At 64.5% G+C, this 14492-nt stretch carries 9 protein-coding genes; all 9 read left to right on the top strand.

Annotated features, from left to right (window positions below; translation table 11 throughout):
• The first annotated feature begins 285 nt into the window (after positions 1–285).
• Positions 286–561, top strand: coding sequence for a hypothetical protein (locus ABIE20_RS20575; RefSeq protein WP_429506954.1), 276 nt, complete (start codon positions 286–288; stop codon positions 559–561).
• 200 nt (positions 562–761) lie between these two features.
• A complete protein-coding gene (locus tag ABIE20_RS20570) occupies positions 762–2804 on the top strand; it encodes a TonB-dependent receptor plug domain-containing protein (RefSeq protein ID WP_429506952.1) in 2043 nt (680 codons plus the stop codon).
• A complete protein-coding gene (locus ABIE20_RS20565; protein ID WP_429506950.1) occupies positions 2791–4092 on the top strand; it encodes an ABC transporter substrate-binding protein in 1302 nt (433 codons plus the stop codon). The genes ABIE20_RS20570 and ABIE20_RS20565 overlap by 14 nt, the downstream gene beginning before the upstream one ends.
• The gene (locus ABIE20_RS20560) at positions 4089–5408 is read left to right on the top strand and encodes a di-heme oxidoredictase family protein (RefSeq protein ID WP_429506948.1); all 1320 of its coding nucleotides are present in this window, start codon (positions 4089–4091) and stop codon (positions 5406–5408) included. Before ABIE20_RS20565 ends, ABIE20_RS20560 begins: the two co-directional genes overlap by 4 nt.
• A 202-nt stretch (positions 5409–5610) precedes the next feature.
• Entirely contained in the window at positions 5611–6852 is a 1242-nt protein-coding gene (gene mexE, locus ABIE20_RS20555; RefSeq protein ID WP_429506947.1) for a multidrug efflux RND transporter periplasmic adaptor subunit MexE, read from the top strand.
• Positions 6853–6864: 12 nt separating this feature from the next.
• Positions 6865–10044 (top strand): efflux RND transporter permease subunit, encoded by a 3180-nt coding sequence (locus ABIE20_RS20550; protein WP_045198110.1) that lies wholly within the window; start codon positions 6865–6867, stop codon positions 10042–10044.
• Positions 10041–11468, top strand: coding sequence for an efflux transporter outer membrane subunit (locus ABIE20_RS20545; RefSeq protein ID WP_429506944.1), 1428 nt, complete (start codon positions 10041–10043; stop codon positions 11466–11468). The genes ABIE20_RS20550 and ABIE20_RS20545 overlap by 4 nt, the downstream gene beginning before the upstream one ends.
• Positions 11469–11677: 209 nt before the next feature.
• Entirely contained in the window at positions 11678–12733 is a 1056-nt protein-coding gene (locus ABIE20_RS20540; RefSeq protein WP_429506942.1) for a tetratricopeptide repeat protein, read from the top strand.
• A 121-nt stretch (positions 12734–12854) separates the two neighbouring features.
• On the top strand, positions 12855–14489 hold the full coding sequence (locus ABIE20_RS20535; RefSeq protein WP_429506940.1) for a response regulator: 1635 nt from the start codon (positions 12855–12857) through the stop codon (positions 14487–14489).
• The last annotated feature ends 3 nt before the right edge of the window (positions 14490–14492 follow it).

The following is a 14492-nucleotide window of genomic DNA, read 5'->3' as shown; positions in this document are numbered from 1 at the left end:
CTTCCGGGGCATCGCGGCCTACGACTTGCTTCGCAAAGTCTACGTCTCGCGTCTTCGGCTAACGCCGAAGGTGCTACGCACTGCCCCTACAGGCACCTACGCTCGGCCTCCTGAAGTCGCGAAGTTACGGGCGCCGCCTGCACTGGCGTATCTTCGAAGTCAGGTTTGCTGGAGCCAAGCTGATACCAGCCTCGCTACACCAGAATTGCGTTAAGCCCCTATAATTGAATTGACCGGTAGCCAACCCGGGCACAGCCCCCTTCGGCGATCCGGACTGCCTTTGACATGAACACTACCCTCTTCACCACCTGCCTGCTCGCCCTCTGCCTGGCACTCACGGCCGGTTGCTCGAGCAAACCCAAGGCCAAATACCTGGCCGCCAACGCCGGTTCCAACTGCCACGCCAAAGCCGTGCCCACAGCCGGCGAAGGCGGCCTGGCGTGGGGCCCGACTTTGCAGATCGCCCGGCAGAAATCCATGAACAACTGTATCCGCTACGCCGGGCGCTCCGGCGGCCAGCCCAAGACCTGCAAGGTGGTGCTGGCCGAATGCAAACGCTGATCCGCATGTAAGCCATACGCTATATAAATTCTTATATAGCGTTGTCAATTTGCTCGCCTGGCTCTAGTATCTGCGGCGTTCTGCCGTGGCGCGTACCCGCTTGATCGATACGATCAGACGGCTCCGGGGAGGGAGCTGTCGGTCGTTTTGCGCTACGCGCTATATAAAAAAATATATAACGATGCCGACAAAGGAGCGTCATGACCCCGTTCGCCCCCCGTACCCTGCTGCTCGCCCTGGCCGCCTTCAGCGCCGAGGCTGCCGTGGCCGAGCAGAAGAAAACCTTCAGCCTCGGTGAAATCCAGATTTGGGCCCCCCAGGATGAAGCGCTCGCCACCGGCAGCAGCGTCGTCGAGCTCGAAGACATGCGCCTGCTGGATCGCGAGACCGTCGACCGCGCCCTGGCCCTGGCGCCCGGGGTCAACCTCGCCTACATGGGCGGGCGCGCCGAGCAGGTGGTGTACGTGCGCGGTTTTGACCGCCTGCAGGTGCCGGTGTATATCGACGGCATCCCCACCTACGTGCCCTATGACGGCAACATCGACCTGGGACGCTTCACCACCTACGACCTGTCGCGCATCGAAGTGGCCAAGGGTTTCGCCTCGTTGCTATACGGCCCCAACACCCTGGGTGGGGCGATCAACCTGATCACCCGGCGGCCCACCGAGGCCTTTGAAGGTGAAGTCGGTGGTGGCCTGGAGCTGACCGACCACGGCAACGTCAACGCCTATCGCAGCTACGCCAACCTGGGCTCCAACCAGGGCAACTGGTGGATGCAGGGCGGCGTGTCCTATGTCGACTATGACTACACGATGCTGCCCGACGACTTCGAGCCAACCAACAACCAGCAAGGCAAGGGCCGCCGGGAAAACAGCAACAAGCGCGACGGCAAGTTCAGTTTCAAGCTCGGCTTTACCCCCAACGACACCGACGAGTACGTGCTCGGCTATGTCCAGCAGGAAGGCCGCAAGGGCCAGCCGCCCTACGCCGGCGACCTGCCCGCCACCGGCCAGCGCAAGCGCTGGTGGGAGTGGCCGCAGTGGGACAAGACCAGCCTGTTCCTGGCCACCAATACACGCTTCGGCGAGCACGGCCTGAAAACCCGGGTGTACCGCGACACCTTCAAGAACTCGCTGGAAAGCTTTGTCTACAACAACGGTGTCCATGGCGCGATGCAGCCCGGGTTCACGAGCAAATACGATGATGAGTCCACCGGCTTCTCGGTCGAGGGCGACCTGGCCCTGAGCCAAGGCAACCGCCTGGGCATCGCTTATCACTTCAAGGAAGACGTGCACCGCTCGCGCGATGGCAGCGACCCGCAAACCCACTTTCGCGACCAGACCCAGGCCATCGCCCTGGAAGACACCCTGCGCCTGAACGACATCTTCAGCGTGGTCGGCGGGGTGTCGTACAACTACCGCAAGAGCCTTGAGGCCGAGAACTTCGGCACCAGCGCCGCCTCGCCCCGGGTCAAGACCCTGTATGACGAGCCGACCGGCAGCGACGATGCAGTCAATAGCCAGCTGGGCCTGTTCATCAACACCGGCCCGCTGCTGGACATCGACCACAACGGCCAGGTGCGCCTGACCGTGGCGCGCAAGAGCCGCTTTGCCACCATCAAGGACCGCTACTCGACCCGCTTTGGCACGGTGATCCCCAGCCCCGATCTGAAGTCCGAACGCGCCACCCACTACGAGCTGGGCTACAGCGGCGCGATCAGCCGCCAATGGACCCTCGACACGGCGCTGTTCGTCAGCAACATCGAAGACTCCATCCAGCAGGTCACCGTTGCCCCGGTCGCCGGTTGCGCAGCGCCCTGCGGTCAGTACCAGAACATTGCCAAGGCGCGTAACCAGGGCGTCGAACTGGGCCTGCGCGGCGATCTGGGCAACTGGGAATTCAACACCAGCTACACCTACCTGGACCGGAAAAACCGCAGCAACCCCGAGCTGCACCCGATCGACACACCGCGCCACAACCTGTTTGCCTCGGCCAGCTTGAACCTCGATGCCTGGCGCCACACCGCCGGCGTCGAAGCCGCGTTGCGGCGCTACAACATGTCCGATGGCAGCCAGATGAGCGGCGGCTACGCGGTATACAACCTCAAGAGCGGCTACCGCTTCAGCAACGACGTGCGCATCGAAGCGGGCATCCGCAACCTGTTCGATCGCCTTTATGAATACAGCGAGGGATACCCGGAAATTGGCCGCAGCTACTTCGTACAGTTCAATGTGCCGCTCTAAGGCCTGGCTGCTGGCGCTGCTGCTGGGTGCAGGCAGTGCCCGGGCGGGCGCGCCGCAGCCGGTGGTGGTGTTGACTAGCTACCCCGAGGAGATGATGACGCGCTTCGAAGAGGCCTTCGAGCGCGCCAACCCCGATTACCGCCTGCAGATCCTCTGGCGCCAGGGCTTCGATGCCCTGCCCTATCTGCGTCAGGCCAATCAGGGCGGGGTCGATGTCTATTGGGCACCATCGCCGGGCAACTTCAAGCGCCTGGCCCAGGACGCTGGCTGGCAACCGCTAGGGGTCGAGCTGGACGGTTTGCCGCCGCGCATTGGCGGCATCGCCCTGCGCGATCGCGCAGCGCGCTACCAGGCCACCGAGCTTGCCGGTTACGGCTTTGCCATCAACCCGGAAGAACTGGCCAAGCTGAACATGCCCGCCCCGCAAGACTGGCCTGACCTGCTCGATGCCCGCCTGCGCGGACGCGTCGCCCTGCCCGACCCTGCGCGGGTCGGCTTTGCCCCGGTGCTGCTGGATATCGTTTTGCAGGCCTACGGCTGGGATAAAGGCTGGGCACTGTGGAGCGAACTCGCCGGGCAATCGCGGCTGGTCAGTCGCGGCGGCACCCTGGTCAGTGACGAGGTGGCCAGCGGGCGCTCGGTGGTGGGGGTGTCGATCGACTTCTTCGTGGCCTCAGCGGCGAGCAATGGCGAAACGGTCGAATTCATCTACCCGGCCCATGGCGGGCTCAACCCGGCGCATATCGCCATCCCTCGCCAGGCCACGCAGGTCGAGGGCGCACGAGCCTTCGTGCGCTTTGTATTGTCGCCTGAAGGTCAACGCCTGCTGGCCGACCCGGACATCCGCAAATTGCCGGTGCGCCCCAGCGTTTACGCCGACTTGCCGGCGGACTATCACGACCCCTTCGCCGCCGCCCGCCAGGGCGTCTATGCCTACACCGACGACAGCTCGCGCGAGCGCCTGGCGCTGATCACTTCGCTGTTCGATCAATGGCTTGGGCAACCCCATGAGCGCCTCGGCGCGTTGTGGGCGCGGGTGCATGCCGGCGAAGCACAGGGCCGGGACCTGACCGCCGTGCGCGAGTTCCTCAGCGTGCCGCCCATCGACGAGGAACATGCGGCCTCCGCGCCGTTGCTGGCACTGTTTGCGCAGCGCCAGGAGCATGGCATGCAGCGCCAGCCGGCGAACGAACAGGATGCCCTCGGCCGCGAAGAAATCGCCTGGCAGTTCCATAGCGCCCGGCAACAGGCGCAGGCCGAACGCCTGCTATCGGCCATGGGCCTGTGAAGCGCGGTATCTGCTTGCTGCTCGGCGCGCTGCTGAGCCAGCCCGCCAGCGCCGCCGTCAGCCGTGAAGCTTTCGCCCAGCCCTTACCGGGGCTGGACGAGCCGCAGCAGCTTGAGCGCTTCTTTCACGGCCGCAGCCTGTTCCGCCAGGCCTGGGTAGTCGCGCCCTCGCGGGACGAAGCGGTCGATGGCCTGGGGCCGCTGTACAACCGCATCAGTTGCATTGCCTGCCACCCGAAAAATGGCCGTGGCCAGGCCCCGGCCAGCGACCACGAGCCCCTGCGCACGCTACTGGTGCGGCTGTCGCGGCCCGGACGCGATGCCCATGGCGGGCCACTGCCGCATCCGGCCTATGGTGATCAGCTCAACGAATCGGCCATTCCCGGCGTGGCCGGTGAAGGCCGGGCGCATGTCCGCTGGCAAGAGCAGTTTGTGACCCTGGCGGATGGTGAGCGCATCGGCCTGCGTTCGCCACGGCTGAGCTTCAGCGAGCTGAACTATGGTCCATTGGATAACGTGCACACCTCAATGCGGGTCGGCTCGCCGGTGTTCGGCCTGGGCCTGCTCGAAGCCATCGAGGCCAGCACCCTGCAAGCGCTGGCCGACGCACCTAAACCTGATGGCGTGACAGGCCGCGTCAACCAGGTGTGGAGCGTCGAGCGCCAGCGCCTTGAGGCCGGGCGCTTCGGCCTCAAATCGAACCAGCCGGACCTGCGTCAGCAGATTGCCAGCGCCCTGCACGGCGACCTGGGGATTACTTCGCCGCTGTACCCTGAACAGAACTGCACGTCGATGCAACAGGACTGTCGCCAGGCGGTCAGTGGCGGTGCGCCGGAGCTCGATGCCCTGCAACTGGGTGACCTGCACTTCTACCTGGCGCATCTGGCGCCACCGCCGCGGCGAGGCCTGGACAATCCCGAGGTGCAGCGTGGCGAGCGGCTGTTCAATGAAGCGGGATGCGCCCAGTGCCATCGCCCGCGCCTGACCACGGGCCAGCATCCGCTGTACCCGCTGTTGTCAGCGCGGCAGATCGAACCTTACAGCGACCTGTTGCTGCATGACATGGGGCCGGGCCTGGCCGATGGGCGCGACGACTACCTGGCCAGCGGCCGCGAGTGGCGTACCGCGCCGCTGTGGGGGCTGGGCTTGCTCGAACGGATCAACAACGGCGCCGGGTATCTGCATGATGGCCGGGCGCGTACGCTTGAGGAGGCGGTGTTGTGGCATGGCGGGGAGGCGCAAGTGGCGCGGGAGCGCTTCAAGGCACTGGTGGCTGGTGATCGGCGGGCGTTGCGGGCGTTTTTGCAGTCGCTGTAATCTCAGGATAGCCGGGGGCTGCTGCGCAGCCCATCGCTGGCAAAGCCAGCTCCCACAGGATCGGTGCATCCAAGTTCATTGTGGGCACCTGCCGTTGCCCTCATATCATTCCCGATGATAATAACCTTCGCCCCATTCGATTCGTCGTTAATAGTTACAAATCGCAGAATCCGCCCACTATCAATAAATTGGCGGACTCCCCATGGAACAGTCACTCAAACCTTTGCGTTACCCCCTTGCTCTATTGGCTGTATTGGTGATGAGTGCCTGCGGTCGCACCCCGGAGGCCGTGCAGGCGCCGGCGGCGGCCAAGGTCAGCGTGGCCAAGGTACTGGAACAACCGATCAACGAATGGGACGAGTTCACCGGCCGCCTGGAGGCGCCGGAGACCGTCGAGGTGCGCCCGCGCGTCTCCGGGCAGATCGACCAGGTGGCCTTCACCGAAGGCGCCCAGGTAAAAAAAGGCGATCTGCTGTTCCAGATCGACCCGCGTCCGTTCCAGGCTGAGGTCCGCCGCCTCGAAGCCCAACTGCAACAAGCCCGCGCCACCGCCATCCGCAGCGAAAACGAAGCCCAGCGCGGCGAACGCCTGCGCAGCAGCAACGCGATTTCCGCCGAACTTGCCGAGTCGCGCACCAGCGCCGCGGCCGAAGCCCGCGCCGGCGTCGCCGCAATCCAGGCGCAGCTGGACCTGGCGCGCCTTAACTTAAGCTTCACCCGCGTCACCGCGCCAATCAGCGGCCGGGTCAGCCGCGCGCAGTTCACCGCCGGCAACATCGTCAGCGCCGACGTCACACCGCTGACCAGCGTGGTCTCCACCGACAAGGTCTATGCCTACTTCGACGCCGACGAGCGCGTGTACCTCAAGTACACCCAGCTGGCGCGCGACGGTCAACGCGGCCAGAGCACCCCGGTGTACCTGGGCCTGTCCAACGAAAACGGCAACCCGCACCTGGGCCAGATGAACTTCGTCGACAACCAGGTCAACCCCAAGACCGGCACCATCCGTGGCCGTGCGGTGTTTGACAACCGCGACGGGCAGTTCACCCCGGGCCTGTATGCACGCCTGAAACTGGTCGGCAGCGCCACTTACTCGGCGGTGCTGATCAACGACGAAGCGGTTGGTACCGACCTTGGCAAGAAGTTCGTGCTGGTCATGGACAAGGACAACAAGGCCGCCTATCGCGCCGTCGAGCTGGGGCCGAAACTCGAAGGCCTGCGCATCGTGCGCAACGGCCTGAGCAAGGATGACCGCATCGTCGTCAAGGGCCTGCAACGGGTACGCCCGGGCTCGCCAGTCGACCCGCAGGACACGCCAATGGCCAGTGACGCGACCATCGCCGCCCTCGCCCAACAACGTCAGGCGCTCGAAGCCAGCATTCAAGGCAAAGCCGTGGCCACCCCCAGCGTAAAACTCGCCAGTGCCTCGGCACCGCGCGGTTAAGGGATCAGTCCAATGAATTTTTCCAAGTTTTTTATCACCCGGCCGATCTTCGCCGCGGTGCTGTCGCTGCTGATTCTGATCGCCGGCAGCATCTCACTGTTCCAGCTGCCGATCAGCGAGTACCCGGAAGTGGTACCGCCGACCGTGGTGGTGCGCGCCAACTTCCCCGGCGCCAACCCGAAAGTGATTGGCGAAACCGTCGCCGCACCGCTTGAACAGGCGATTACCGGGGTCGAGAACATGCTCTACATGTCCTCGCAGTCCACCGCCGACGGCAAGGTCACCCTCACCGTCACCTTCGCCCTCGGTACCGACCTGGACAACGCCCAGGTCCAGGTACAGAACCGCGTGACCCGCACCCAGCCCAAGCTGCCCGAGGAAGTCACGCGCATCGGTATCACCGTCGACAAGGCTTCGCCCGACCTGACCATGGTCGTGCACCTGACCTCGCCGGATAACCGTTACGACATGCTCTACCTGTCCAACTACGCCATCCTCAACATCAAGGATGAACTGGCACGCCTGGGCGGTGTTGGTGACGTGCAGCTGTTCGGCATGGGCGACTACTCGCTGCGGGTCTGGCTCGACCCGAACAAGACCGCTTCGCGCAATCTCACCGCCAGCGACGTGGTCGCCGCCATTCGCGAACAAAACCGCCAGGTAGCCGCGGGTCAACTTGGCGCGCCACCCGCACCCGGGGCCACCAGCTTCCAGCTGTCGGTCAACACCCAGGGCCGTCTGGTCAGTGAAGAAGAGTTCGAGAACATCATCATCCGCTCCGGCGCCGATGGCGAAATCACCCGCCTGAAGGACATCGCCCGGGTTGAGCTCGGTTCCAGCCAATATGCCCTGCGTTCACTGCTGAACAACCAGCCGGCGGTGGCCATCCCGATCTTCCAGCGCCCAGGCTCCAACGCCATCGAGATCTCCGATGAGGTCCGGGCGAAAATGGCCGAGCTGAAGAAGGACTTCCCTGAAGGCATGGACTACAGCATCGTCTATGACCCGACGGTGTTCGTCCGCGGTTCGATTGAAGCGGTGGTGCACACCCTGTTCGAAGCACTGATCCTGGTGGTGCTGGTGGTCATCCTGTTCCTGCAGACCTGGCGCGCCTCGATCATCCCGCTGGTGGCGGTTCCGGTTTCCTTGATCGGTACCTTCGCGGTGATGCACCTGTTCGGCTTCTCGCTCAACGCCCTGTCGCTGTTCGGCCTGGTACTGGCCATCGGTATCGTGGTGGACGACGCCATCGTCGTGGTGGAGAACGTCGAGCGTAATATCGGCCTGGGCCTCAAGCCCCTGGAAGCCACGCAAAAGGCCATGGGCGAAGTGACCGGGCCGATCATCGCCACGGCACTGGTGCTGTGCGCGGTGTTCGTGCCGGCAGCGTTCATTTCCGGGCTTACCGGGCAGTTCTACAAGCAGTTCGCGCTGACCATCGCCATTTCCACGGTGATCTCGGCCTTCAACTCCCTGACCCTGTCGCCGGCCCTGGCCGCGGTACTGCTCAAGGAGCACCACGCGCCCAAGGACCGCTTCTCGAAAGTGCTCGAGCGCCTGCTCGGTGGCTGGCTGTTCGGCCCGTTCAACCGCTTCTTCGACCGTGCCAGCCATGGCTACGTCGGCGCTGTCGGCCGGGTCATCCGCAGCAGCGGCATCGCCCTGTTCGTCTATGGCGGCCTGATCATCATGACCTGGCTGGGCTTCTCGTCGACGCCTACCGGCTTTGTACCGGCGCAAGACAAACAGTACCTGGTCGCCTTCGCGCAACTGCCGGATGCCGCCAGCCTCGACCGCACGGAAGCGGTAATCAAGAAGATGAGCGAGATCGCCCTCAAGCAACCTGGCGTGGCCGACTCGGTGGCCTTCCCGGGCCTGTCGATCAACGGCTTCACCAACAGCCCCAACAGCGGCATCGTGTTCACCCCGCTCAAGCCGTTCGATGAGCGCAAGGACCCAAGCCAGTCGGCCGCCGCGATTGCCGCCGCGCTCAACGCACAATTCGCCGATATCGAAGATGCCTACATCGCGATCTTCCCGCCGCCGCCGGTTCAGGGGCTGGGCACCATCGGTGGTTTCCGCCTGCAGATCGAAGACCGCGGCAACCTGGGTTATGAAGCGCTGTACAAGGAAACCCAGAACATCATCGCCAAGAGCCACAACGTGCCGGAGCTGGCCGGACTGTTCACCAGCTACCAGGTCAACGTGCCGCAGGTCGATGCTGCTATCGACCGCGAGAAGGCCAAGACCCACGGTGTAGCGATCAGCGATATCTTCGACACCCTGCAGATCTACCTGGGTTCGTTGTACGCCAACGACTTCAACCGCTTTGGCCGCACCTACCAGGTCAACGTCCAGGCCGAGCAGCAGTTCCGCCTCGAAGCCGAGCAGATCGGCCAGCTCAAGGTGCGCAACAACCAGGGCGAGATGATCCCGCTGGCGACCTTCATCAAGGTCAGCGACACCTCCGGCCCTGACCGCGTCATGCACTACAACGGTTTCATTACCGCCGAGATCAACGGTGCCGCAGCGCCGGGCTACAGCTCCGGGCAAGCGGAAAAGGCCATCGAGAAGCTGCTCAAGGAAGAACTGCCCAACGGCATGACCTTCGAATGGACCGAGCTGACCTACCAGCAGATCCTGGCCGGTAACACCGCACTGTTCGTCTTCCCGCTCTGTGTACTGCTGGCGTTCCTGGTGCTGGCCGCCCAGTACGAAAGCTGGAGCCTGCCGCTGGCGGTGATCCTGATCGTACCGATGACCCTGCTGTCGGCGATTACCGGGGTGATCCTGTCCGGTGGCGACAACAACATCTTCACCCAGATCGGCTTGATCGTACTGGTGGGGCTGGCGTGCAAGAACGCCATCCTGATCGTCGAGTTCGCCAAGGACAAACAAGCCGAAGGTCTCGACCCGCTGGCCGCGGTATTGGAAGCGTGCCGCCTGCGCCTGCGGCCGATCCTGATGACCTCGATCGCCTTCATCATGGGTGTGGTGCCGCTGGTGTTCTCCTCCGGCGCCGGTGCTGAAATGCGTCATGCCATGGGTGTGGCGGTGTTCTCCGGGATGATCGGGGTGACCTTCTTCGGTCTACTGCTGACGCCGGTGTTCTTTGTCCTGATCCGCCGTTACGTGGAACGCAGCCAGGCCCGCAAAGCGGCGCGTGCGCTGAAGCTGGAGACTCATGCATGAACCGCAGTATGAAACTCTTTATGCCCAGCCTGCTGGTCCTGGCCCTCGCCGCCTGTGCGGTGGGCCCGGACTACAAGGCCCCGGACACCGCGGCAGCGCAATTGAGCGCCGCCAACGAACCGACCGCCAAGACCGCCTTCGACCGCAGCCGCTTTGAAAGCATCTGGTGGAAGCAGTTCGACGACCCGGTACTGAACAAACTGGTCAATCAGTCGCTGGACGGCAACCGCGAACTGCGCGTGGCCTTCGCCCGCCTGAAAGCGGCGCGGGCGATTCGCGACGATGTCAGCAACGATGCCCTGCCTACCGTGACCAGCCGCGCCAGCGCCGATCTGGGCAAGGGCCAGATTCCTGGCCAGACTGAAAACCGGGTCAACAGCGAACGCTACGACCTGGGCCTGGACATGGCCTGGGAGCTGGATCTGTTCGGCCGCATCCAGCGTCAACTGGAAGCCAGCGAAGCCGAACAGGACGCAGCCCAGGCCGACCTGCAGCAACTACAGGTGAGCCTGATCGCCGAGCTGGTCGATGCTTATGGCCAGCTGCGCGGCGCGCAGTTGCGCGAAAAGATTGCCCTGGCCAACCTCAAGACCCAGCAAGATTCGCGTGGCATCACCGAAACCCTGCGAGACGCCGGGGTCGGCAACGATCTCGACGTGGTCCGCGCCGACGCCCGCCTGGCGGCGGTCGAGGCCAGTGTGCCGCAACTGCAGGCCGAACAGGTACGGGCGCGCAACCGCATCGCCACCCTGCTCGGCCAGCGCCCGGACGCCCTGGCGGTTGACCTGTCGCCGGCGCAACTGCCGGCCATCGCCAAGGCGCTGCCGGTCGGTGACCCGGGCGAACTACTCAAGCGCCGCCCGGATATCCGCAGCGCCGAGCGCCAGTTGGCGGCCGCCACCGCCAATATCGGCGTGGCCACCGCCGACCTGTTCCCGCGGGTCAGCCTCAGCGGCTTTCTCGGCTTTACCGCCGGGCGCGGCTCGCAACTGGGCTCGTCGGCGGCCAAGGCCTGGGCCCTGGGCCCGAGCATCACCTGGGCGGCCTTCGATCTGGGCAGTGTGCGCGCCCGCCTGCGCGGCGCCAACGCCGATGCCGAGGGCGCGCTGGCCAACTATGAACAGCAGGTCTTGCTGGCCCTGGAAGAGTCGGAAAACGCTTTCAGCGACTACAGCAAACTCCAGCAGCGGCTACTGGCCCTGCTGCGCCAGAGCGAAGCCAGCCGCAAGGCGGCCGACCTCGCCTCGATTCGCTACCGCGAAGGCACAGTCGATTACCTGGTGCTGCTCGACGCCGAACGCGAACGCCTGAGCGCCGAAGATGCCCAGGCCCAGGGCGAAGTCGACCTGTACCGCGGCATCGTCGCCATCTACAAGGCCCTGGGTGGCGGCTGGCAGGCCGAGCGCGTAGCTGCGGCAAACTGATTCAACGGCTCCTTTGGTTGGTTTCTGACCGGCCCTTTGCCCCGCTTGCTTAGGCTTGCGGGGCTTTTTTGTGGCCAGGAGATTGCCGGGGGCTGCCTTGCAGCCCATCGCTGGCAACGCCAGCTCCCACAGGTACTGCAGCCTTGACGCCAACCCCACCCGTGACCCAAGCTCAACCCTTTGCAGCCGCGACACGCTTCGGATTCACCATGTCGAAACAGCGCCAGTACACGCTTGTCAGCCTGACCCTGCTCATCATCCTCGGCCTGGGTGGCTATTTCTGGCGTGACGACAGCCCTGCTCCGGCCCCGGCCCTCAAGCACAGTTACACCAAGGCGCTGACCATGGCCCATGACGGCCAGCCCGGCGCCGCCCGGGTGCTCTACCAGCAACTGGGGCGCAATGACCTGTCGCCCATCCGCCGCGCCAGCCTGTACGCCGAACTGCCCAACTACCCCTCGCCCCTGGCCCTGAAACTGGCCAGCCGCGACTTGCAGCATGACGAGCCGCTGGTGCGCCGCGCCGCCATCGCCAGCATCCAGGCGATGCTGCCCGGTGCCCAGCGCAGCCTGGTGCTCGGGCCACTGCTCGATGATCAAGAGCAAAGCGTGCGCTTTGCCGTGGTCGATGCCTTGCTGGGGCTCAGCGCCGATGATATCGGCCTGTACTTCGGCCCGCTGCAGGCGGTGCTGGAGCAGTACCAAGCGGTACTGGCCCAGCGCAACGACGACGCCAGCGCGCAGTTGCACCTGGCCCAGTTGTACCTGCACGAAAACAGCTATCAGGAAGCCGCACAGGCCATTGAGCGCACCCTGCAACTGGCCCCGGACAACCTCGAGGCGCTGGCGGCGCAGGTGCAGTTGCTGGAGCGCCAGAACCAGACCGACGCCTCGCGCCAGGTCCTGGCCAGGGCCCTGCAACAACGCCCCGACTCGGCCTTCCTGCAACACGAGCTGGGTCGTTGGCTGCTGCGCCACGGCCAGGACGAATATGCCCTGCTGGCCTTTGCCCGGGCGCTGGAGCTTGAGCCGGACAACAACGACTACCGCTACACCCTGGCCACCAGCCTGCACCAGCTGGAGCAGGTCGATGCCGCGCAAAAGCAGCTGGAAACCATCCTTGCCCGGCAGCCGGCCAACCGCAAGGCAAGGGTGCTGCTGATCGAGTACTGGAAAGAGACCGGTCAGTTGCAGAATGTACAGGTGTTGCTGGCCCAGCTGGAGCAACAGAACCCGGACGATCCGCTGGTGCAGCAAGGCCTGTAGCCCTGAAAACGACCGTCTGACAACCCGGTTGAACCCCTCAATGCAGACTGTGGTCCAGAGATAGTGCGAGGACAGCAGGCACCGGCGGTGCTTGCCTGAGCGTTATCAAAGGAGACCACCTGTGGGCAACGCGTTAGCCAATGCCGAACGAGCACTGATACTGGCGCCGGCCCAGCTCAGTCAACTGGCCCAGCGCCTGCTCGATCAAGCCGGCATCCAGGCCCTGGCAACGGCCACCATGGAAGACCTTGGCCTGGCCCTGGAACAGGGCGTGGGCCTGGCAATCATTGCCGACACCTGCCTGGACGGCGATTCTGGCACGCCCTTGCATCTGTACCTTGGCGGACAGCCGTTATGGTCAGACCTCCCCGTGGTACTGCTGACAGGCCCGCCGATCAAGGGCCAGAGCCCGCCTCAAAGCCGACACGCCGACCTCGGCAATCTGTTTCTGCTGCAATATCCATTCGAGCCCGACAATCTTGTTGCCCTGACCCACGCTTCGCTGCGAGCCCGGCGCCGACAGTATGAAGCCCGCAACCAAGGCCAGGAACTGCAACGCCAGACCCAGCGGGTCGAAGCCCATTTGCGCCAGTTGCGCGAAGAAGAACACTACCTGCGCCAGGCGCAGAAAATGGAAGCCATCGGCCAGTTGGCTGGCGGCGTGGCCCACGATTTCAATAACTTGCTGACCGGGATCGGCGGCAGCCTGGAAATGATCGGCAAGCGCCTGCAGCAAGGCCGCACCGAAACCCTGCCGGCCCTGCTCAGCCTCAGCCAGGAGGCGGTCAAGCGCGCCGCCAGCATGACCCACCGCCTGCTGGCCTTCTCCAGCCGCCAATCGCTCGATGCGCACCCGGTGCAGCTTGACGCCCTGTTGACGGCCGAACGCCTGAGGCCGCAGCTGGACCCGCAGATAAAACTGCAACTGCAGATCGAGCCGCAGCTATGGGCTGTGGAAGCGGACCCGGTACAGCTGCAGGAAGCACTCGGCAACCTGCTCAGCAACGCCCACGATGCCATGCCCAACGGCGGCCGCCTGACCATCACTGCCAGCAACCAACGCCTGGACGGCAGCCTGTTTGGCGGCCACTCGCTGGCCGCTGGCGACTATGTGCTGATCAGTTTCAATGACAATGGCTGTGGCATGCCGCAAAGCACCCTGGATCGCGCCTTTGATCCATTCTTCACCACCAAGCCGATTGGCCAGGGTACGGGCCTGGGGCTGTCGATGGTCTACGGTTTCAGCAAACAGTCCCAGGGCCATGTGGCGCTGCAAAGCCGCATCGGCCACGGTACCCGGGTTGATGTCTACCTGCCCCGTTACGCCGCCCCCTGCCCGCAGCCTGAAGTCGAGGCGACGCAGCCCTCGCCCTGCCAGGTTGGCCAGAACGTGCTGATCGTCGAGGATGACCCCGCCGTGCGCCTGCTGGTGCACCAGACGCTGGAAGAACAGGGTTACCTGTGCCAGGTCGCCGAAGATGCCAATGTTGCCCTGGCCATTTTGCAGGCAGGGGAACCGGTTGATCTGCTGGTCAGCGATGTCGGGCTACCGGGAATGAACGGCCGCCAGCTGGCCGAAATCGGCCGGCAACTGCGCCCACAGCTCAAGGTGCTGTTCATTACCGGTTATGCCGAGACCGCCGTGGCCCGCGGCGGCTTTCTCGACCCTGGCATGCAGATGATCAGCAAACCGTTCGAATTCGCCCAGCTGACCGCCAAGGTCGCGCAGATTCTGGGCAAGGGCAGCCGGACATGAGCC

The sequence above is a fragment of the Pseudomonas sp. 2835 genome (assembly GCF_050435905.1).
In the GTDB taxonomy this organism is placed as follows: domain Bacteria; phylum Pseudomonadota; class Gammaproteobacteria; order Pseudomonadales; family Pseudomonadaceae; genus Aquipseudomonas.
This window is presented reverse-complemented; position numbering and strand designations above follow the sequence as displayed.

Coding starts and splice junctions, on each gene's coding strand:
- ABIE20_RS20575 (WP_429506954.1), top strand. CDS start 286: ATGAACACTACCCTCTTCACCACCTGCCTGCTCGCCCTCTGCCTGGCA.
- ABIE20_RS20570 (WP_429506952.1), top strand. CDS start 762: ATGACCCCGTTCGCCCCCCGTACCCTGCTGCTCGCCCTGGCCGCCTTC.
- ABIE20_RS20565 (WP_429506950.1), top strand. CDS start 2,791: ATGTGCCGCTCTAAGGCCTGGCTGCTGGCGCTGCTGCTGGGTGCAGGC.
- mexE (WP_429506947.1), top strand. CDS start 5,611: ATGGAACAGTCACTCAAACCTTTGCGTTACCCCCTTGCTCTATTGGCT.
- ABIE20_RS20550 (WP_045198110.1), top strand. CDS start 6,865: ATGAATTTTTCCAAGTTTTTTATCACCCGGCCGATCTTCGCCGCGGTG.
- ABIE20_RS20545 (WP_429506944.1), top strand. CDS start 10,041: ATGAACCGCAGTATGAAACTCTTTATGCCCAGCCTGCTGGTCCTGGCC.
- ABIE20_RS20540 (WP_429506942.1), top strand. CDS start 11,678: ATGTCGAAACAGCGCCAGTACACGCTTGTCAGCCTGACCCTGCTCATC.